Origin of the sequence: Streptomyces sp. NPDC004609 (assembly GCF_042873655.1) — a bacterium.
In the GTDB taxonomy this organism is placed as follows: domain Bacteria; phylum Actinomycetota; class Actinomycetes; order Streptomycetales; family Streptomycetaceae; genus Streptomyces.
Window position 1 is genome coordinate 84460 of record NZ_JBIALS010000016.1, and the last position, 20193, is coordinate 104652.

19 protein-coding genes are annotated in these 20193 nt (G+C 69.3%); 2 read left to right on the top strand and 17 right to left on the bottom strand.

Annotated elements, in window-relative coordinates; genetic code table 11:
- Positions 1–96: 96 nt before the first annotated feature.
- From ACFYT4_RS17885 to ACFYT4_RS17900, 4 genes are read right to left on the bottom strand one after another with little or no spacing between them, the layout of a single operon-like run.
- Entirely contained in the window at positions 97–477 is a 381-nt protein-coding gene (locus ACFYT4_RS17885; protein WP_389269442.1) for an RRQRL motif-containing zinc-binding protein, read from the bottom strand.
- Positions 477–1751, bottom strand: a complete 1275-nt coding sequence (locus tag ACFYT4_RS17890; RefSeq protein WP_389269444.1) for a hypothetical protein — start codon at positions 1749–1751, stop codon at positions 477–479. The genes ACFYT4_RS17885 and ACFYT4_RS17890 overlap by 1 nt, the downstream gene beginning before the upstream one ends.
- The gene (locus ACFYT4_RS17895) at positions 1748–2092 is read right to left on the bottom strand and encodes a hypothetical protein (protein WP_389269446.1); all 345 of its coding nucleotides are present in this window, start codon (positions 2090–2092) and stop codon (positions 1748–1750) included. The genes ACFYT4_RS17890 and ACFYT4_RS17895 overlap by 4 nt, the downstream gene beginning before the upstream one ends.
- Complete coding sequence (locus ACFYT4_RS17900; RefSeq protein ID WP_389269448.1) at positions 2089–2370, bottom strand: DUF6284 family protein; 282 nt, start codon at positions 2368–2370, stop codon at positions 2089–2091. The genes ACFYT4_RS17895 and ACFYT4_RS17900 overlap by 4 nt, the downstream gene beginning before the upstream one ends.
- A gap of 1048 nt (positions 2371–3418) precedes the next feature.
- On the opposite strand from ACFYT4_RS17900, the gene ACFYT4_RS17905 reads away from it, so the two are divergent.
- Positions 3419–4186: a helix-turn-helix domain-containing protein gene (locus ACFYT4_RS17905; protein ID WP_389269568.1), complete on the top strand. Its 768-nt coding sequence runs from the start codon at positions 3419–3421 to the stop codon at positions 4184–4186.
- The gene (locus ACFYT4_RS17910; protein WP_389269450.1) at positions 4186–4659 is read left to right on the top strand and encodes an NUDIX domain-containing protein; all 474 of its coding nucleotides are present in this window, start codon (positions 4186–4188) and stop codon (positions 4657–4659) included. The genes ACFYT4_RS17905 and ACFYT4_RS17910 overlap by 1 nt, the downstream gene beginning before the upstream one ends.
- On the opposite strand, the gene ACFYT4_RS17915 is transcribed toward ACFYT4_RS17910, so the two are convergent.
- The 13 genes from ACFYT4_RS17915 to ACFYT4_RS17975 all read right to left on the bottom strand — a co-directional run bounded on the left by ACFYT4_RS17915 (position 4647) and on the right by ACFYT4_RS17975 (position 20135).
- Positions 4647–5216 carry an HD domain-containing protein gene (locus tag ACFYT4_RS17915; protein ID WP_389269452.1) on the bottom strand — a complete coding sequence of 190 codons (570 nt, stop codon included), beginning with the start codon at positions 5214–5216 and terminating at the stop codon, positions 4647–4649. The two genes, ACFYT4_RS17910 and ACFYT4_RS17915, sit on opposite strands and share 13 nt — an antisense overlap.
- A gap of 11 nt (positions 5217–5227) precedes the next feature.
- A complete protein-coding gene (locus ACFYT4_RS17920) occupies positions 5228–5674 on the bottom strand; it encodes a GntR family transcriptional regulator (protein ID WP_389269454.1) in 447 nt (148 codons plus the stop codon).
- Between the two features lie 112 nt (positions 5675–5786).
- On the bottom strand, positions 5787–6725 hold the full coding sequence (locus tag ACFYT4_RS17925; protein ID WP_389269570.1) for a reverse transcriptase family protein: 939 nt from the start codon (positions 6723–6725) through the stop codon (positions 5787–5789).
- A 138-nt stretch (positions 6726–6863) separates the two neighbouring features.
- Positions 6864–7565: a hypothetical protein gene (locus ACFYT4_RS17930; RefSeq protein ID WP_389269456.1), complete on the bottom strand. Its 702-nt coding sequence runs from the start codon at positions 7563–7565 to the stop codon at positions 6864–6866.
- A gap of 620 nt (positions 7566–8185) precedes the next feature.
- Positions 8186–8791: an AAA family ATPase gene (locus ACFYT4_RS17935; protein WP_389269458.1), complete on the bottom strand. Its 606-nt coding sequence runs from the start codon at positions 8789–8791 to the stop codon at positions 8186–8188.
- Between the two features lie 101 nt (positions 8792–8892).
- On the bottom strand, positions 8893–11208 hold the full coding sequence (locus ACFYT4_RS17940; RefSeq protein ID WP_389269460.1) for a xanthine dehydrogenase family protein molybdopterin-binding subunit: 2316 nt from the start codon (positions 11206–11208) through the stop codon (positions 8893–8895).
- The gene (locus ACFYT4_RS17945) at positions 11205–13334 is read right to left on the bottom strand and encodes a 2Fe-2S iron-sulfur cluster-binding protein (protein WP_389269462.1); all 2130 of its coding nucleotides are present in this window, start codon (positions 13332–13334) and stop codon (positions 11205–11207) included. Before ACFYT4_RS17945 ends, ACFYT4_RS17940 begins: the two co-directional genes overlap by 4 nt.
- Positions 13331–14227, bottom strand: coding sequence for an FAD binding domain-containing protein (locus tag ACFYT4_RS17950; protein WP_389269464.1), 897 nt, complete (start codon positions 14225–14227; stop codon positions 13331–13333). Before ACFYT4_RS17950 ends, ACFYT4_RS17945 begins: the two co-directional genes overlap by 4 nt.
- 288 nt (positions 14228–14515) lie before the next feature.
- Complete coding sequence (locus tag ACFYT4_RS17955) at positions 14516–16165, bottom strand: beta-N-acetylhexosaminidase (RefSeq protein ID WP_389269466.1); 1650 nt, start codon at positions 16163–16165, stop codon at positions 14516–14518.
- A gap of 277 nt (positions 16166–16442) precedes the next feature.
- A complete protein-coding gene (locus tag ACFYT4_RS17960) occupies positions 16443–17294 on the bottom strand; it encodes a carbohydrate ABC transporter permease (protein WP_389269468.1) in 852 nt (283 codons plus the stop codon).
- Positions 17291–18271, bottom strand: a complete 981-nt coding sequence (locus tag ACFYT4_RS17965; protein WP_389269470.1) for a carbohydrate ABC transporter permease — start codon at positions 18269–18271, stop codon at positions 17291–17293. Before ACFYT4_RS17965 ends, ACFYT4_RS17960 begins: the two co-directional genes overlap by 4 nt.
- A 14-nt stretch (positions 18272–18285) precedes the next feature.
- Positions 18286–19590, bottom strand: coding sequence for an extracellular solute-binding protein (locus ACFYT4_RS17970; protein ID WP_389269472.1), 1305 nt, complete (start codon positions 19588–19590; stop codon positions 18286–18288).
- 263 nt (positions 19591–19853) lie between these two features.
- Positions 19854–20135, bottom strand: coding sequence for a DUF3039 domain-containing protein (locus ACFYT4_RS17975; protein ID WP_389269474.1), 282 nt, complete (start codon positions 20133–20135; stop codon positions 19854–19856).
- Positions 20136–20193: the final 58 nt, after the last annotated feature.

The window sequence follows — 20193 nt, forward strand, 5'->3', positions numbered from 1 at the left end:
TTCCGTCACGATGGATCTGCTCCTTCACGGGAGTAAGAGGGGCCCGACCGCAAGCCGTGGAAAGTCGGCGGTCGGGCCCCTGCGAAACCGGACTGATCAAGAAGGGCACTGTTCCCCGGGGTCGGCGCAGGGCACGCAGGTGCCGAGCGATGCCGGGATGACGTATCCGGCATCCCGGCGGCAGGCGGGGCAGGTACGCCGGGCGAGCATCGCCAGCGCGAGCGCACCCCACTTCGCCGGGGTCATCGGCCGCACCGGCTTCGCCCGGTCGATCCGGTACAGGAACGCAACCCGCACCCCGCCGTACCGGCTGCCGCGCATGACCTGAGCGGCGATCTCCTGCCCGCCCGGCCGCAACCCGCGGGCCCGTAACTGGCGGCGCGTCGCCAGTCCGTCCGGGGCGTACCGCCATGGGAACGTCGGTATCCCGTGGAGCGCGCCGGTCGGGTCGTAGCACTTGCCGAACGCCGGGGACATCACACCGCCACCACCGTTACGTCAGACTGACGAGAACCAGTAACGGCGTTGCCGTCGCGCTCCGCCCGGAGCACGTCCCGCAGGGTGCGCCCGTTCGCGGACGACGTCCGCACCGCCTTACGGATCGCCTCAGCCGTCAGAGCAGCGTCCGGCCAATCGGCAGTAACCGACCGGGCCTCGGACAGCAGTTGGTCGGGTGTGCGGGCCGGTCGGGCGGTGCGGGCCGACTCAGGAACCCGGCCGGTCGACCGGCGCGGGCCGGAGTCGACCGCAGCAACCGCCCGGACCGGAGCCGGGTCGACCGGGACCGGTGCGGGGGTCGACTCGGCAGGCACCACGGCGGGCCGGTCGGGGGTCGACTGGTGCAGATCAGACATCGACCGTTCCACAGTCGTCTGAACCGCTTTCCTGCCTTTTCGGGCCGCTTGCGTAGGGTTCTGGGCGGCAGTGAGTGCGGCGGCCGACTTGACCGCGCGGCGGTGCAGGTCGGGCGTCATCCCGGGCTCACCGGCGCCGTACACAATCGTCCAGGCCCGCTCCCACGCGTCCTCGGCCGGGAGCGTTCCATGCGGGGCGGCGGACATGAGTCGGTCGGCGATCCGGGCGACCTTGCGGTGATGGCGCCGCCGCCTCCGGGTGTGCTTGTTGCGCTCCCGGTCCTCGGGCCCGCCCGTTGACGCGGCGAGGGTGGAGACCCACTGCCGGATCTCGAACAGAAGCGGACCGAGCAGCGTCACCGCTGCAAGGCCCAGACCGGCGGTCCGTGCCTCCGCAGGGGACAGGCCCGCCAGAGTGGTGCCGTAGGAGTAGTTGATGCTGGCAGCGAACCCGGCAGCAGCGACGACGAACCCGCGCAGCAGCCACCGCACCCCGGCTGAGAGGCCCCGGTGGTCGGCGTAGGCGACCCCGGCGGCCATCACCCATGCCGCGCCCTCCAGGGCGAACGGCAGCGGCAGCAGCATCGGGGAGATGTGCACGAAGTGCAGCACCTGCGCAGGCAGCGACGCCAGCCCCGACGCCACCACCAGAGCCAGCGTGCCCGTGCGGTAGATGTTGCCCGGCGTCCACGCCTGCGCGCGCCGCGCCGCCCGTTCAGCCCGTCGCTCCACCCGGCCGGCACGCTGCTGCTCCCGCAGGCGTGCCGCCCGTTCATCGGCAACCCGCTCACGCTCCGCACGCCGCGCATCAGCCGCGACAGCGTCCAACCGCCGCTGCTCAGCCTCAGCGGCGTGATCCGCACGCCGCTCCGCACGGTAGTCCGTCGCCGTACTCACCCCCCACCCCCTGTTCCGGCGAGGTACACCGGCCGAGCAGGAGCAGGAGCCTTGGCGTATCCGGTGAGGTGAAGCTGTGCCCCGGCGTACTGCGTCTGTGCTTCCAGGACGCGGGTGCGGCCGTCGCTCTGCTCGTGGTAGCTCACGGACTCGGGCGCGAGCCCCAGTGCCTCGCGCCACGCCTCGAACGCGGTGAGGTCGTCGTGGACGGACAGGTCCAGCCGGTTCGGGTAGACCGCGGACACCGACACGCACGGGGCCGGAAGGTGTGCGAACTCCACCGCGAGCATCCGCAGGACCAGCAGCGGAGCCTTCAGCTCCCCCAGAGTGGGAGCGCTCATGCCGCACCCCCCGGCGTGCCCGTCACGGTGTCGGCGGACCGGTTGGCCAGCGCCCGCCGGGCGGCCAGGACCCGGCGACGTGCCCGGCGGATCCGCCGGCAGTCCAGCAACATGGCGGGCCGGTCGATCGCGGTGATCTGCGCGTCCAACAGCGCCATCTCCGCGTCGATGAGCGGCATCTCCCGCTCGATCGCCTCCAGCTCCACACCGGTCGGCTCCCGGTCGGGGCCGGAATCAGGGGCGGTAACAACCGCCCGAACAGCAACGATGGACTTCATGGGTCAGAACTCCTCAGCAGGATGGGAACGGCCCAAACCAGCGGCCCCGGTGTTCGAGCACCGGGGCCGCGCGCCGTTCAAGGACAGAAGGGTGTGAGTGCCCCGGTCGGGAGTCGAACCCGGCCTGCGACCATCGGGGCGGTAGAAGGGGTGATTCAGCGGCTCAGCGGCGTGCCGCCCTCTGCGCCTCAGCGGCCCGGCGAGCCGCCTCGGCAGCCTGACGGGCAGCCTCAGCACGGCGCAGGGCCTCACTGGCAGCGGGGTCGAGGATCGTCATCGGGCACCGCCCTGGACCCACGCGCCGCACTTCCCGCACACCATCTGCTCGCCCTGCTGCTGCATGGGCCGTCCGCAGCACGTCACAGCGCCCCCCCAGGATTCCGGCGGGGCAACGGCGGCGGCGGAACCGGGTGAGGACGCGGACCCTCCGAATCCCCCGGATGATCCGCCCGTACATCTGACAAACTCGTCACCACAGGTGACCTCCACATCAGGTGTGCCTGTACGCGGCATCCGGGGGGCAACCCGGGTGCCGCACTTGTTTTGACCTCTCGGTGTCGAGCGGCCACGGTCCGCGATCTCCCCGTTGAGCGAGGAGATCGCGGACCGTGTGCGCTCGCGCACAGGTGATGCAGTGCCTGCCAGGCCGGACTTGTGTCCGGCACGGCAAGCAGTGGTGCGTATCTCCTTCGGGAACACGGGCTCCCGTTTCAGGCATATGGAGATGTGACCTTTCGGTCTCAGCCCTCCGGTTGACCAGGGGTCCGGGTCCCTCGGCCCGCTCTGTCCCGGGCCCCTTGCCGTGCGCTCGACCGGGTCGACGAAGCGACCCGATCGAGAGGAACATGTATCACTTGTCCCTCATCTTGCAGAGGAGAGTACGCCCCGTCAAGCCTTTCGGCTGTTGGAGTTCGCGCTCCCCTGCGCTCGATGTACCTACAGGGTGGCGCCAGCGACGGCGACGTTCGACCCCGCACCTGTACGACTCAGGTAGTTCTTGGCTAGCGTGAAGTCGTACCAAGTCGTCCTGAAGGAACGGGGGTTGGAAGTGGCGAACGAGCGACTACGGGGCGCGATCGTCGACTTGGGCCTGACTATGGACGAGGTGGCCGCCAGTCTCGGCGTCTCGGCCAAGACGGTCGAACGCTGGATCAACGACCCGGACCGAAAGCCGTATCGTCGCTTCCAGTACGCGACAGCTTCACTTCTGAAGTGCGAAGTCTCGTACCTGTGGCCGGACGAACGGACATCGGCCGAAGTGACAGCCTCCGGGAACGCGGAGTTGGTCAGATTGTATCCGCATCGCTCCGTCGTGATGCAGACTCTCTGGACGAACCTGTACTCCAAGGCGACCCGACGGTTCGACGTTCTGGTGTACTCGGGGTTCTGGCTCACCGAGGACGCGACGTTTCATCGCATCGTGAAGGAGAAGGCGGCCAACGGAGTACCCATCCGCTTCATCCTGGGAGAACCCGATTCACCTGCGGTGGCGGTTAGGGGCGAGGACGAAGGGATCGGGGCCGCCATGGCGGGCAAGATTCGCAACGCCCTCATCAACTACGCCCCGCTCTTCGGTCTCCCGGGTGTCGAGTTCCGCTTGCACCGCACCACGCTCTACAACTCGATCTACCGGGCCGATGACGAGATGCTGGCGAATGGCCACCTCTACGGGGTCGGCGCCTACATGGCTCCGGTGCTCCATCTACGGCGCGTCCCCGGCGGTGAACTTTTCGACGCCTACGCTGAGAGCGTGGAGAGGGTGTGGGAATCAGCCCGCACGATCTCCTCACCTGCCGATTGGAAGGGCACGCGCTGATGAGCCGGATCGACTACTTCCGGGACCCGAACGCTCCAAGGGCCAACTCGGTGGTCCCCTCGGTGACGGCGGTAGTTCAAGACGACGCCGGGCGGCTGCTGCTTATCCACAAGACCGACAATGACCTCTGGGCCCTGCCGGGAGGCGGTCACGACATCGGCGAGCGCATCGCGGAGACGGTTGTTCGTGAGGTACGGGAAGAGACCGGTATCGACGTTGAGGTTGACAACATCGTCGGGCTCTACACCGACCCCGAGCACGTTTTGGCGTACGACGACGGCGAAGTCCGGCAACAGTTCTCCATCTGCTTCCGAGCCCACCCAGTCGGCGGTTCCCTACGGACAAGCAGCGAATCGAAAGAGGTCCGCTGGATTGATCCGGCGGACCTTGACGGGCTGGACATCCACCCTTCGATGATGCTGCGCATCAGGCACGGTCTCGACGACGCGCGGCGAGAACCCTACATCGGCTGACCGCCGACCGAGACTCGTGCCATCCGCTCCCCGATACGCTCGGACGCTGCATGGATCTCAGGTGCAGCGCGCTGAATGAACCGCCCAACGATCGTGTCGGGGCCGTATCGCCGCACGATCTCATCCAGCCGCTCAGCAGGCGTCGTCTGTGTCCCGTCCGGCGTCGTCGTCATGTCGCAGTACAGCAAGGCGTCGACCAGGTCGGGGCGCTCCAGCTCGAACTCCACCTCAAGCTCTTGCCTCAACCCTCGTTCCTCCGCTTCGAGCAAGGCACAGGAGTGATGCGCCACAAGGCGAACGACCCGCTCATTCGCGCCCTCTTGATCCCTGAGGAACCGTGCTCCGTCCAGCGGATGGAATCCAGTGGCCGCGACGGCCGGCGAGTATCCGACGTCATGCAGCACCGCGGCGGCTTCCATCAGTTCCGCGTCGTCTCCCAGGATCGGGCGCAAGGAACGGGCGCGCTTGGCGACCCCGAGGGAGTGCGCCCACCGACGCGGTAGCGGATCGGAAAGCAGCGATTCAGAGAGCGTGTACGCCCACTCAGTCAGTCCCATGGCGGCCAAGACTACGGCCGGGCGGTGGGAGACGGGAGGGCGCGCACGGTACGCCCCTTACCGTGCACGGTGGCGAGCAAGCCGTTCCCCTCCATCTGGGCAAGAACACGGCGCACAGCGGTCCGGGACGCGCTGAACCGCTCACACAGCTTCGCTTCAGATGGGTACGTGTCCCCCACCGACAGTGAATCTTCCGCGATCACGTCCGCCATGCGCTCCGAGAGCGACCGGCGGTCACCTCCCCGGACCACGCGCCACCCAATCCCGGGAGCAGACTCGACAACCCCGTCAGCTTCGAGAACCTTGAGCGCACGACGGATCGTGTTCCGGGAGACGCCGTGCAAGTCCATCAAGTGGGCCTCTGACGGCAACGTGTCGCCACCCTGCTCCGCCTGAATCTCGCCTCGCAGCGTCTCCGCAATGACCAGGTAGGTTCCGCGTGGACTGGCCTCCGGCACTTACGCTCCTCTCGCATCTCTCCATCGCTCGCTGCCAAGGGTCGCACGGCTGCGTCAAACGCGGATCTGGGCGCCCCTACCTCCTCGCCGCTCGACCTGATGTGTCCGTCGGCTAGGGCAGGTCGTATTGGTCCTCTTCATCCCCCTCCGGAACAAGTTGCTCGAATGCTCGCAGTAGTGGGTATCCCACATCTGGTTCGACTGCGGCGATATAGCATGCCCAGCCCAACAGTCGACGCCGATGCATCCCCTTGTCCTCGCCGCCGAACTCTGCCATATATCTTTCGTAGCCGAATCTCGATATCACGTGCAAGATCCAGCGCATCTCACGCTTTACCTTACGCGGAATCCGCGGCTTGTCCGATTCCCCGACATACAAGCCGGTAACGTATTGGGGACCACCGCGGCGCATGAATGCGGTCTTGCGCGTGTTTACCGACCAGCCAGCGCCGTCGAGAATGCGAGCGATATCCGCTGCGTGGCGGTCGGTAACGTCGCCAGAGAATGTTAGATCGTCCACATAGCGCGTAAAGGACAGGCCCTCCGACCGCGCATACTCAGCAAGGAGGTGGTCTGTACCCAGGAAGACCAAATTGGAAAATAGGGGCGACGTACTCAGTCCGATTGGTAGTTTGCCGCCGATAGTAACAAGATTGACGGCAAGGTCCACAGCCTTCCCCTCGTAACCTTGCTCTTGCAGCAAACCCTTTACTGTTGCGGCGTCAATCGACGGAAAGAAATCCTCAAGATCCATGCGCAATACGCACTTTTTCGCTAGGTGCTGACTGGCGTTGCTGATCGTAGAACGCCCGCGAACAAATCCGTGAACATGACCGGGAACCTCATACGAGAACAGGCTCGTAAAGCTCCGATGCAAATTCTTGCTAACGGCATCGAATGGCGGCTTCGGCTCGAATACTTCCCGTATTCCGCCGTGCCTCTTCCGAAATATCCGCTGACCGTAGAGCTTCCCGGCGCTCGCAGGAAGATTCAGGGATAGCCATTCCAGAATTTCAACCGATACGTCGGCTTGCTCCGCCAGATCATCCACCAAGTACGGCACTAGCCCCCCCGAGTTGGGACGTCAGGGGGTAGGGTCGCACTCCCGTGGAAGGGCTATCATGCAACGCACGCAAACTCGCGCACAACATTGACCACGACCCTACCCCCTACTCAATCTTATCATACATCAATGAAGGGGGTCCTTTCGACTAGAGATGCGACCATGCTCGAACGAATAGAGCAGAGAAATGGACGGTTCAATGGCACGGAATGCTCTATAGGGCCAGTCTTTCGGGTTCGTAGTACAGCCTGCTTGGAGCCATCTACTTACGGCCGCCATGACATAGTCGATAATGGCCGTAGACATGTAATCATGCTTGGCGACCATTGTGATATTCAGCTGCGGCAACGGTGCGACTTTACCGGTCGTTCTGCAGGCCTGCCTGACGACACTATGGGGAAGTCGGCGAATAATCGACGCCATGCCTTCGCTCTGCTCTATATAGCAAAGCAACTCGGGTTCATGGCGATGCCGGAGCGATAGATCACTCAACAACTTTGCATACATGAACTCGATTTGCTCGAATTCCGCGTCGCCAGGAACATTCGTTCGATCAGTGACGACCATGTATGCCCTAAAGAAGATGGTCCGCATGAGCTCTAGAAATGGGCCGGAGACCTCTAGAGGATCGGTCGAGCTGTGAAAACCATTCTTACGAAACTCTTCGAAGCTGGGAAGTCCGGCCAAGCTCCTCCTCGCGCATAGGTTTTTTTGCAAATCCCGAATTCTCTCCTCTATGTCATCTGCATCTTCACCCAGTTCAACCGCGCCAACGATCAGCGGCTGGGAGGTATTTCCGTTTCCTGACTCGTCCATAAATAGCTTCACCGCAAATAGCCCTTCGTGAGACCTTCCGCAACGGGCGAATCGCCGCGCCCGTTCGCTACCTAGATGAGCCCCAGGCTGGCAGCCTCAAGGCGGATCGCACCGAGGCTGCCGAGTCCTGCCGCCCAACCTGTCTTCTTTGCTCAGAGATCAGGGATTCGAGCACTTTGACCATGGTCATCTTGTATCGCACCTTGAGCGTGGCCCGCATGCCCTTGCTGAACTTCCCCCTCCCAGCGAGCCTCCACGCGGCCACCTTCCGTCAGAGGGTCGACGGCCGCGCCCTCGCGGGAGGGCACGGCCGTCTCAGTTTCCGTCTCGTTCACCGTCGTGCGGGGTCGTGCGGGTTCGTTCGCCACGCCTCTTCAGACGCGGCATTCGTACGAGTCTGAACGCTGGTGAACGAGTGCGGATCACGCCCTGACCAGCACAGACAAACCTGCAAAGCGAGGCACGCCGGTTCGATTCCGGTCACGGCCTCCACCCGGCCCCCGGGTGCCCGTCCCTCTCCGGACGGGTGCCCGGGGGTTCCCGTACGCGGGGTCCCGGCGCCGGTTCGCGGTCCGGCCGGGAGCCGCGGCCCAAGCCGCACGCGCGGCCGGTGTACGTCGCACCGCCGCCGGTCACACCCGTCCGCCGCCATGGGCCCCTCCCTCCCCGATAGACGCCTCGCCGATACGCGCCTCACCGATACGCGCCTCGTCCAGGTCCGCGAGGATCGCGTCCACCGTCTCGTCCGGTGTCAGATCGCTGCTGTCCAGCCACAGACCGATTCCCGGCGTCTGCTCGCGCAGCACCGCGTCGAGCCGGGCGACCGTCCAGCCCGCGCCGTAGCCGGTCTTCGGGCGGGCCGCCTCACGGGCGGCGACGGCCTCACGGCTCGGGGCGAGGACGACCGCGTACAGGGGGCGGGTGCGGACCAGGGAGAGATACGCGGGCAGTTCGGGGCCGATGACGACGTCCTGGACCACCGCCGTCCAGCCCGCCTCCGCGTAGATGTCCGCGGCCGTCGCGGAGAGACGGTGGCGCAGCCGGAGTTGCTCCAGGGCCTCCTCCCCCGCGTCGAAGGTCATCTCGGCGCGGCCGGACACCATCATCCGGCGGAAGGCGTCCCCACGGATGTGCGCGGCCCGGGGAAGCCGTTCGGAGAGGCGCTGGGCGACCGTGGACTTCCCGGAGGCCATGACACCGGTGACGAGGACGACGGCGGAGCGCAGGGGGTCGGTCATGGCAGGACGCTACGGGAGGCGGCGACGGAGTCTCCACCTGATTCCCGGCGGCCCTCCGGCGGACGGCCTTCGGCGAGCGGCCCCGCGCCCCGGGGCCGGGCTCAGACGTTCGGCGGTGCGACCGCCGCCTGCGGGCGGATCGGGAGGCGGTTGATCGGGCGGCCCGTCGCCGCGCGGACGGCGGCCGCGACCGCCGCCGGGGAGGTCACCACCGGGACCGCGCTCGCCGCCTTCGCGCCGAAGGGGGCGACGACGTCCCGTTCCTCGATGAGCTTCACGATCCGGATGTCCGGAGCGTCGAGCGAGGTCGGCAGCGCGTAACCGGTCAGATCGGGGCGGCGGATGACACCGCGGGCCGTACGGAGGTTCTCCGTGAGGGCGGTGCCGACACCGAGCGTGACACCCGCCTCGATCCGGGTCGCGAGCTGGGCCGGGTTCAGCACCCGGCCCACGTCCTGCGCGACCGCCATCTCGACCACCCGGACGGAGCCGAGCTCGATGTCCACGTCCACCACCGCGCGTACGGCGCAGAACGCCATGCCCACGAAGGCGTCGCCCTGCCCCGACTCGTCCAGCGGCTCGGTGGGGTGCGGGCGGCACTGGGCGGTGGCCCACAGCTCCTTGCCGTCCAGCGCCTCCGTGACCGTCACGGACAGCACACCGTCGTACGAGGTGATCTTGCCGTCGGCGATCTGGAGCAGCTCGGTCGACATCCCGAACTGGTGCGCCAGGGGCTGGAGGAGCTGCGTACGGACCATCTTCGCGGCCCGTTCGACCGCGCCGCCGGAGACCCAGGTGTGGCGGCCGTGGGCCGCCGGACCGGCCGGGGGCTGGTCGGTGTCGACGGAGGCGACATGGACCTCGTCGATCCCGAGGGTCTCCTGGACGACCTGGCGGGCGAGGGTGGAGAAGCCGGAACCGGTCTCGACGGCCGCGCAGATGACCGTGGCGACACCGTCGTGGACCTTGACCGTGGCGGTGGAGACCTCGTCGGCGCCCTCCGCGCCGAGCATATGGACCATGCCCAGGGCGTAGCCGACCCCGCGGCGGACCGCGCCCGGCTCCCCCGCGCCCTCCGGGCCGCCCGGCAGCAGCCAGTCGTCCTCGGGCGAGTCCTTGGGCAGCGGCGGCAGCGGGAAGTCCCGTACGGCCTCAAGGAGTTCGGCGACAGGGGCCGGGCAGGTGACCGTCTGGCCGGTGGGCAGGATGTCCCCGGTCGCCAGCACATTGCGCAGCCGGATGTCGGTGGGGTCGAGGCCGAGCTTGACGGCGAGCTTGTCCATCTGGGCCTCGTACGCGGCGCACACCTGCATCGCGCCCTCGCCGCGCACATGGCCGGACGGCGGGTTGTTCGTACGGACGGCCCAGCCCTCGATGAACGCGTGCGGGACCACGTACGGTCCGCAGGCGAAGGCGACGGCGGCGGCGAGGGACTCGGAGGACGCGTCCGCGTACGCGCCCGCGTCGAGCAGCAGCTGGGCCTCCACCTTGACCAGACGGCCCTCGGCGTCGGCGTGGTGGCGGTAGCGGAGCAGGGTGGGATGGCGGTGGGCGTGGCCGAGGAAGGACTCCTCGCGGGTGGCGGTCAGTTTGACCGGGCAGCCCGTCCGCAGGGCCAGCAGACCGAGCGGCAGCTGGAATCCCGGGTCCTCGCGGTCGCCGGTCGCGCCGGGCACGCCCGTGACGACGACCTTGACCCGGTCCGGCGCCAGCCCGAAGCAGGCGGCGGCCAGATCGCGGTCGGTGTGCGGGTCGGTCGAGGCGACGTACAGCTCCACCCCGCCGTCCGGGCGCGGCACGGCGAGTCCGGCCTCCGCGCCGATGGGGGCCGGGTCCTGGCGTCCGATGCGGTAGAGGCCCTCGACGACGACCTCGCCCATGGCGTCCGGGTCGCCGTAGCGCAGGGGGATGTGGCGGATCAGATTGCCGTCGGGGTGGAGGGGTTCGGCCTCGAACGCCTTCTCGGGGTCGGTGACCGGTTCGAGCACCTCGTACTCGACGGCGATGGCCGCGGCGGCGAGGCGGGCCGTGTCGGGGTGGTCGGCGGCGACGGCGGCGATGGCCTCGCCGTGGTGGCGGACCAGATCGGAGGCGAAGACGGGACGGTCGGCGATCCGCCGGCCGTAGGCCGTGTCGCCGGGGATGTCCTCGTGGGTGACGACCGCCCGTACGCCGGACATCTCCAGCGCGCCGGAAGTGTCGACGGAGACGATCCGGGCGTGGGGGTGCGGGGAGCGCAGGATGGCGGCCCACAGCAGCCCCTCGGCCCACAGGTCGGAGGCATAGGGGAACGTGCCCTCGGTCTTGGCCCGCGCGTCGGCAGGAGGGAGGGAGGCTCCGAGGCCGTGCGCGGGCTGCTCGGGCCGGGGGGAGTCGGACGTCCGGGGCGTCGCGGTGGTGGCCGCGTCGTTGCTCACGCCATGCCTCCGTCATGCGGGTGGGGCTGCACACTACCGGCGCCGGGGGGCGCCTGGTGGGGGATCCGGGCTTCCTGGCGGCCGGACTCGCCGGACTCGGCCGCCGCGGCGGCGCTCGCCTCGCGCTCGGCGACCACGTCCCGTACGGCGTCCAGCACTCCGCGATAACCGGAGCAGCGGCAGAGATTGCCGCACAGGGCCTGGCGGGTCTCCAGCTCGGTGGGGCTGTGGTTGCCCTCCAGCAGATCGTGGACGGTCATCGCCATGCCGGGGATGCAGAAGCCGCACTGGACGGCTCCACAGGCCGCCAGGGCCCGCTGTACGTCGGAGGGTTCGCCGTCGGCGGCGAGCCCTTCGACCGTACGGACCTCGGTGCCGGCGGCCGTGGCGGCGGGGACCAGACAGGAGGCGACGAGCCGGCCGTCGACCTGGACGTTGCAGGCGCCGCACTCGCCCTGGGAGCAGCCGTCCTTGGCCCCGGCGAGGCCGAGGCGCTCGCGCAGGACGTACAGCAGGGACTCGCCGATCCAGGCGTCGGTGACGGGCCGGTCGGTGCCGTTGACCCGCAGGACGTACGAGGTGGGCGGGTGCTCCTCGATGACCGGGGCGGGTACGGCGGCGGTCTGCCCGGGAGGCGCGTCCGCCGGGTCGTCCGCGGCGTGGGGCGCGGGCCCGTCGGCCGGGGCGGGGTCCGCGGGGGCCGGCCCGGACTCGGATTCGGCACCGGGCCCGGACTCGGCCCCGGGCTCTGCGGGCGACTCCGTCACGGTGTCGGGCACGTTCACGGTGTCGGTCACGGCCGAGGCGTCGCTCACGGCCGTGGTCGCGGTGCCGGGTGGCGAATCCGAGTCCGGGCCGGCCTCCGGCGCGGTTACCCCGCCCGCTTCCGGAGCCGGTTCGGCGGCGGACCCGGGCGCGGGCGCGGCCTCGTCGGCGGGCGCGGACAGGGTGGCGGGCTCCGGCTCGGGCTCGGGCGCCTGTTCACCGGCGGGCGGGACGGCCTCCGGCTCCCCGGCCACGGCGGGCTCCGCGGGACCGGCGGCCACGGCGGGCTCCGCCACGGCGTCCGGGAGCTCCGCGGCCACGAGGTCCGGGGCCGCCACCGGCTCGGTGTGCCCGGGGTGTTCCACGGGCTCGGCGTACGGGGCGTGCTCCGCCTGCTCCGGGTGCCCGGGGTGGTCGGCGTACTCCGGACGGTCGGTGTGCTCGGCATGCCCGTCGTGCCCGGCGTGCTCGGGATGCGGCTCCACGGCCTCCGGCCGCGCCGCGTGTTCGGTGTGCTGGGTGTAGTCGGTCTGTTCCGCGTACTCGGTCTGTTCTGTCTGGTCCGTCAGTTCTGTCTGTGCTGCTTGTTCAGCTTGTTCTGTTTGGTGTGCCTGGTCCGCGTAGGCGGCCGGCCCCACCGGCTCGGCGTGCTCCGCCGGAGCGGTCACGGCCGGCTCCTGGAGCCCGGTCCCGGCCTCCGGCTGCTGTGCCTCGGGCAGCGCGTCCTGCGCCCAGGGCGCGGGCGCGCCTCCGGGCAGGGTCGCCGGGGGCTCGGTGGCCCACGGCGCGGGCGCACCGCCCGGCAGGGTCGCGGGCGCGGAGTTCCACTGGCTCTGGAGCATGGAGGCGGTGAACTCCCCCGTCTCCTCCGGCAGGTCCCCCCGCGCGACCGGGATCGTCCACTGCCCGGTCACATCCATGGGGGGCGGCGGCTGCTGCTCGGCCTCCGAGAACACCCACTGGCCCGTGGCGTGCGGGTCGTGCTCACCGGCGCCCTGCGCCGGATGCCCGGTGTGGCCGGGGTGCGCCGCGGGGTCGGGATGCCCGGTGTGTCCGTGCCAGCCGCCGCCCGTGATCTGCGGTTCGGCGGCGGGCGTCAGCGGCAGGATCATCGGCGGCACATAGCCGTGGCCGGGCGCCTCCAGCGGCGCGGCGTGCAGCGTGTCCTCGGGGGGCAGCTGCACGAAGGCCGTGGCCTCGGCGTCGTACTCCCCCTGGGGGGTCGGCTGCCAGCCCCCGTGCCCGGGCGGGAATCCCTGCTGCTGAGGCACGAATCCCTGCGGGTCGGGCGGGAATTCCTGCTGCTGCGCGTGCCCCTGCTGGTCGGCGGGGTGCCCGTGCGGGTTCTCCTCGTTGCTCACGACAGTGCCCTCCCCAGTGCACGCCGGGCCAGCGCGGCGACGGTGCGCCGCAGATGCAGTACGGCGGGCGGCAGCACCTGCTGCTCCTCGCCCTGCGGGGCGGGTTCCGGGTCGGGGATGCACGCGGCGGCGACGTACTCGCCGAAGGCCGCCAGCGCCTCTCCCGCGAGCCCGCGCTCGCCGTCCCAGTCGATCAGCGAGGCGATCCAGCGCTCGGCCTCCAGCGGGCGCAGCGGCATCGGCGCGATGGCGCCGACCGCGCAGCGCACCCCGCGCCGCTGCGGGTCCAGGACGACCGCGACGGACGCCGTGGCGCGGCCGGGGCCGGTCCGCCCGGTCGCCTTCACGAAGACCTGCGGGGCGTGCAGCAGGGGCACCCGTACGTAGCCGATGAGTTCGGCCGGTGCGAGCATCTCGCGGCCCGCCAGAAGGTGCGAGACCGGGATCTCGCGCCGGGTGCCGCCGGGGCCCGCGATGATCAGGTCCGCCTCCAGGGCGGCCAGGACGGGCAGCGTGTCGCCCGTCGGCGCCGCGGTGGCGATATTGCCGCCGAGGGTGCCCGCGTTGCGGATCTGGGGCGGTCCGGCCGCGCGCGCGGACGCGGCCAGCGCGGGGATGAGGGCCGCGAAGTCGGGCCGTCCCATCCGGGCGTGGGTGAGTCCGGCGCCGAGGAGGGCGTGCCCGTCCTGGTAGCGCCAGCCGCGGATCTCGTTGATGCGGCCGAGGCCGACGAGTCCGGCGGGCCTGAGCTGGCCCTTGTTGACGGCGGCCATGAGGTCGGTGCCCCCGGCGACCGGCACGGCGGCGGGCATGGCGCCCAGCGCCGCCACGGCTTCGTCGAGCGAAGCCGGCAGCGTCACCGACTGCGATGTCTGCGGTGCGTGCGTGGTCACCCCAGCTGCCCCTTCCCGGTGTCCGGCGTCCCGCCTGTGTTGCCGTACCGTACGTGCTCACAGCCCGGACGTGGCAACTCTGGCACATCTTCCGAGCCGACCGACGAGAGGGTCCACGAAGGGCACATCCGTAACGGATGTGCCCTTGTTGTGCCGATGCCCCGTTTTGGCGGAACATCGGCACCCCAGGCGGATTGCCACTCTTCGACGGTGCTTGTACGAGTTGTTCCTTCCGGCGGTTCAACGGTCCCAGAGTCCGGGGCGGCGGGCACCGGGCTTGCGCCGGACTCACACGTTCGGGGGCGCGCCCTCCCGGGGGAAGCCCTTCACACCCGGGCGCTTCTGCCAGGGCAGCGGGCCGCCGGGCGGCCGGTACGCCACGCCGAGGGCGTCAAGGCGGCGGTAGTGGGCGCCCATCCGCGCTTCGAAGCCGGCGAAGTCGCGCTCGGCGGGCCCGGGCAGCGCCGACCAGGCGACCTCGGCGAAGGCGGCCAGCCGGGGGAAGACCTGGTAGTCGACGCGGGAGCGGTCCTGCATCACCTCGGTCCACACATTGGCCTGGGTGCCGATGACATGGGCGGCCGCCTCGGGCGAGAGCGTGGGCGGTACGGGCTCGAACCGGTAGACGTCCTCCAGCGTGCGCACGTACCCGAGGGGCATCGGCTCGTCGGGGCCACCGTCCTGACGGTGGTCCAGATACACATACTGCTCCGGGCACATGACGACGTCGTGACCGGCCTCGGCGGCGGTGATGCCCCCGCCGTAACCGCGCCAGGACGAGACGGTGGCCCCCGGCGCGAGGCCGCCCTCCAGGATCTCGTCCCAGCCGATCAGCCGCCGGCCGCGCGCGGTGAGCCAGTCGTCGAAGTGGCGGATCATCCAGGACTGGAGCCCGTCCTCGCCGTCGAGTCCGTGCTCAGCGATCCGCGCCTGGGCGGTCGCGGACCGCTTCCACTGGTCCTTGGGGCACTCGTCGCCGCCCATGTGGATGTACGGCGACGTCGAGGCGGGGAACAGCTCCAGGACCTCCTCCAGCACCCCTTCGTAGAAGCGCAGGGTGGTGTCGGTGGGCGCGAGGACGTTCGGACTGACACCCCAGTCGTCCCAGGGGGAAAGGGCGGCGGTGTCGGTCACATCGGTGTTGCCCAGTTCCGGATAGGCCGCGATCGCGGCCTGCGAGTGACCCGGGAGACCGATCTCGGGAACGACGGTGATATGCCGCTCGGCCGCGTAGGCGACGATTTCGCGGATGTCGTCCTGGGTGTAGTAGCCACCGTGCGGCTTCTCGTCCCAGAGATCGGAGCCGCGGTGGCCCCATTTGCTGCGCGCGCGCCAGGCGCCGACTTCGGTGAGCCTCGGATAGCGCTTGATCTCGATGCGCCAGCCCTGGTCGTCGATGAGATGGAAGTGGAAGACGTTCAGCTTGTGGGCCGCGAGAAGATCGAGGAAACGCAGGACGTCGGTCTTCTGGGTGAAGTGGCGTGCGACGTCCAGCATGGTGCCGCGCCAGGAGAAGCGGGGCGCGTCCTCGATCGTGACGGCGGGCAGGGTCCGGGGGCCGTTCCCGCCGGCGGGGGCCGCGCGGAAGGCGTCCGGGCCCAGCAGCTGGCGCAGGGTCTGCGCGCCCCAGAAGACGCCCGCGCCGCTGCCGCCGCGGATCTCGACGCCCGTACCGGACCCGATCCGCAGCCGGTAGCCCTCGGGTTCGAGGGTGTCGTCGACCAGGAGGGTGATCCCGCCGGGCGCGGCCCGGTCCCCCGGTGCGAAGGGAAGGCCGACGGCGGCGCCGACCGCGGAGCGCAGCCAGCGTTCGGTGGTTCCGGTGCCCGGGCCCGCGTACAGCGTGGTGGCGGTGTCCAGGACGAAGCCGTCGCCGCCGGCGGTCTCGGCGGAGTCCGGAGCCGGAACGAGCCCTGCGGAGGTGAGGTCTGCGGTCATGACGTTCGGGTCCTTTCCCGGGGACTTTCGGGTGGTCGGGCTGGATCGGTGGGCGGGTCCGGTACCGGGGCACGCGAGCCCGGCTGTTCCCGGTGAGTGCCTAGGGCGTGTTGCGAAAGTCCCGCCTGGCCTGCGACGCCCAGCACGCACACTCGCTGCGTTGCCGGAATCACCCAAGTACGTCCAGTACGAGGGCGACCCTCCGCCTTGCGATTGCACGCACCGGACGCCGCAGGCCCCGCCCTCCGGGCGGACGACGCTACTTTCGAAACACGCCCTAGTCCTTCACGGCGCCGCCGAGCCCGGAGACCAGGCGCCGCTGTACGAGGACGAAGAAGATCAGCACGGGCACGGTCATCACCGTGGAACCCGCCATGATTCCGCCCCAGTCGTTCTCGTCCGGTTTGAAGAAGACGAGGAGAGCCATCGGCAGGGTCGACTGGGAGGTGTCGCTGATGATGAACGACTTCGCGAACAGGAAGTCGTTCCAGGTCGAGATGAAGGAGAAGACGCTCGTCGCCACGAGCCCGGGGAAGACCAGCGGGAAGAGGATCTGCCACAGAAAGCGGGTGCGGCTCGCGCCGTCGATGTACGCGGCCTCCTCCAGGGCCTCCGGAACCGCCTTCACAAAGCCCCGCAGCATCCAGATCGCGAACGGCAGCGAGAATGCGATGTGCGGCAGGATCAGCGACCAGAGCGTATTGAGCTGGCCCATGTCCCGCATGAGGAAGAACAGCGGGATCGTCAGCGCCTCGATCGGCACCATCTGTGCCACGAGGAACATGATGAGCAGCGTGGTGCGGAACTTGAACGTGAAGCGCGTCACCGCCGTGGCCGCCAGGAAGGCGATCAGCGCGGAGGCCAGGACGACCGCGCTCGCGACGAGCAGACTGTTGAGGAAATAGCGTCCGAATTCCTGCTGTTCGAACACGCGCCGGAATGAGTCGAGCGATGGGTTCAGTGTCCAGGGACGTGCTTCGGTCGACTGGATCTCGCCCGCCGGTTTGAAGGCGGAGAGCACCATCCAGTACAGCGGGAACGCCACGACGGCCGCGATGACGAGCGCTGATGCCTCGGCGGCGAGCCGCCAGGGGCGGCGGATGCGCAACTGGCTGACACGGCTGCTCACAGTTCTTCTCCCTGGCGTCGCATAAGGCGCAGATAGACGAGCGTGACGGCCAGCAGAATCAGCAGCATGACCACGCCGATCGCGGACCCCAGGCTGTACTGCGAGGACGCGAACGCCTTCTGGTACGCGTACACATTGAGGACGAGGTTCTGTCCCGCGATTCCGCCTCCGGACGTCATCACGTAGATCTGGGTGAAGACCTTGAAGTCCCAGATGATCGACTGAATGGTGACGACGATCAGGATGGGCCGGAGCATCGGGGCGATGACCGAACGCCAGATCCGCCACTGGGAGGCGCCGTCCAGCGAGGCGGCCTCCAGCACCTCGGAGGGGATCGCCTTGATGCCCGCGTACACGGTCACCATGACGAAGGGGAACGAGCACCAGACGACCTCGAAGAGCACGAGGGCGAAGGCGCTGTAGCGCTCGTACGTCCACGAGAAGTCGCCGAGGCCGAGCAGCCGGTTGACCGGGCCGTGGTCGGGGTCGAAGAGGAAGACCCAGACCGTGGAGCCCGTGATGGCGGGGGTCGCCCAGGCGCCGAGCGCCGCCAGCATCAGGGCGAGCCTGGGCAGCGCCCGGATCCGGGTCAGCAGCACGGCGAGCGCGCAGCCGACGGCGAGGGTGGCGACGACACAGGCGGCGGCGAAGACGACGGTCGCGAGCAGGACCTGCCAGAACTGGCTGTCCGCGAACAGCTCCTGGTAGTTGCCGAAGCCCTTGAAGGTGGTGGGTTCGCCACCGCTGACCTGTGCCTGGGTGTATTCGAGGAAGGAGATCAGACCGAGCTGGTAGATCGGGTAGACGAGCAGTCCGGCGAGGACGACGAGCGCGGGCGCGAGATAGAGCCAGGGCGTCCAGCGGCTGCCCCGCTGGCCCGCGCCGCCGCGGCCGCCCCCGCGTACGGGGGCCTCGGCCGGGGCCGGCGCGGTCTTCCGCACGACCGCGTCCGTCCCGGCTGTCACATGGTGCGTCATGTCGTTCGGCCCGTTCAGCCCGCGCTGGAGAAGGCCGCGTCCATCTTCTTCGCCGCGTCGTCCGAGGCCGCCGCCACGTTCTTCTTGCCGCTGACGATCTCCTGGAACATCGTCGGCAGGACGGTGGAGGCGTCGATCTGGCCCCAGCCGGCGGAGGCGGGCACGAACTTGGTCCCGGCGCCGAGGGTCTTGACGAACGGCTCGACGAACGGGTCCTTCTTCGCGACCTCGGCCCGCACATCGGTGTAGGTCGGCAGGAAGCCCATCGCGTCGAACAGCTTGCGCTGGGTGTCCTTGCCCGCGAACCTCTTCATCAGCTCGACCGCGAGCGTGCGGTGCGTGGTGCTCTTGAGTACGCCGATGTTGTTGCCGCCCGCGAAGGCCGGGGCGATCTCGCCCGCCTTCACACCCGGCAGCGGTACGACGGCGTACTTGCCCTTGACCTTGCCCGCCTCGACGGCCTGGTGGCTGAAGTCGCCGCCGATGGCCATGGCCGCGGTCCCGGAGGCGAAGGCCGTGACGGTCGCGTTGCCGCCCATGGAGGCGCACTTGGCGGCCGGACAGTTGTCGTCGCCGAAGAGCGAGGTGTAGGCGGTGATGCCCTTGCGGGAGGCGGCGCTGTTGATGGCGGACTTGTAGCCGGTGCCGGCCTCGTCGGCCAGTTCACCGCCGTTGGCCCAGATGAACGGCATGGCCCCGTAGGTGTAGGCGCCGCCGACGGCGATGCCGTACAGCTCGGGCTTGGCCTTGCGGATCTGCTTGGCGGTGGAGATCAGCTCGTCCTGGGTCCTGGGCGGCTGGAGCCCCAGCTCCTTGAAGACATCGGTGCGGTAGTACAGGGCGCGGACGCCGACGAAGAAGGGCGCGCCGTAGACCTTGCCGCCGACGGTGACGGACTGGGTGGCGGTCGGGTCGGTGTCCTTGGCCTCGTTCCAGGCCCCGAACTCCTCGCTGACGTCGGCGAGACCGCCGTCCTTGACGTAGCCGGCGGTGTCGGTGTTGCCGTACTCGATCAGGTCCGGGGCGCTCTTGGGGTCGTTGAAGGCGGCCTTGATGCGCTGGGCCCGGGTCTCGACCGGGATGTACTCGACCTCGACCTTCGCGTCCTTGTTCTCCTTGGTGAACGCGGCGACGGCCTCGTCGACGACCTTCTTCTTCGGGTCGTTGTTGACCTCCTGGAACAGCCAGACGCGCAGGGTGCCGGACTTCTCGTCCTTCGAGGAGCTGCTGTCGGAGGTCTGCGGTGCGCAGGCGGTGGCGGTGAGCCCGGCCAGGACAAGTGCGGCGACGGGTGCGGCTATTCGGGAGCGGAGCTTCATGGGCGGTCCCTGTGAGTAGCGAAGGGGCGCGTTGCAGCATGCGCAACGTGCGTTTCGTGATGCACAACAGGGAGGAGGCTAGAACGGCTCAAACACGGAGACAAGAGGTCTCTACCACTCTGTGACCGGCGGGAGCGCCCTGTGCAACGCGCGGCCCGGCCGGCGAAAGCATGCAAAACGGCCTCCGGGGCGCGCATGATCGCGCGCCCCGGAGGCCGTTCACCACCCCCGGGAGACCGGTACCACCGGCCTCCCGGGGAGTGCTACTTCTTGTCCTTGCCGCCCTTGTCTCCGCCGGGGCCCATGGACTCGTAGATCTCCTTGCACATCGGGCAGACCGGATACTTCTTGGGGTCGCGCCCCGGTACCCAGACCTTCCCGCACAGTGCCACCACGGGAGTGCCGTCGAGGGCACTCGCCATGATCTTGTCCTTCTGGACGTAGTGGGCGAAGCGCTCGTGATCGCCGTCGCCGTGCGACACCTGCGGCGTCGGCTCTACGAGGGTTCCCGTCCCTGTCCCGCGCTCGGGCTCAAGAGTGCTCATGAACTCCAAGGGTACCTGTGCCGCGGGCGCCCGCTTCCCGGGCACCCGGTGCCCCGGC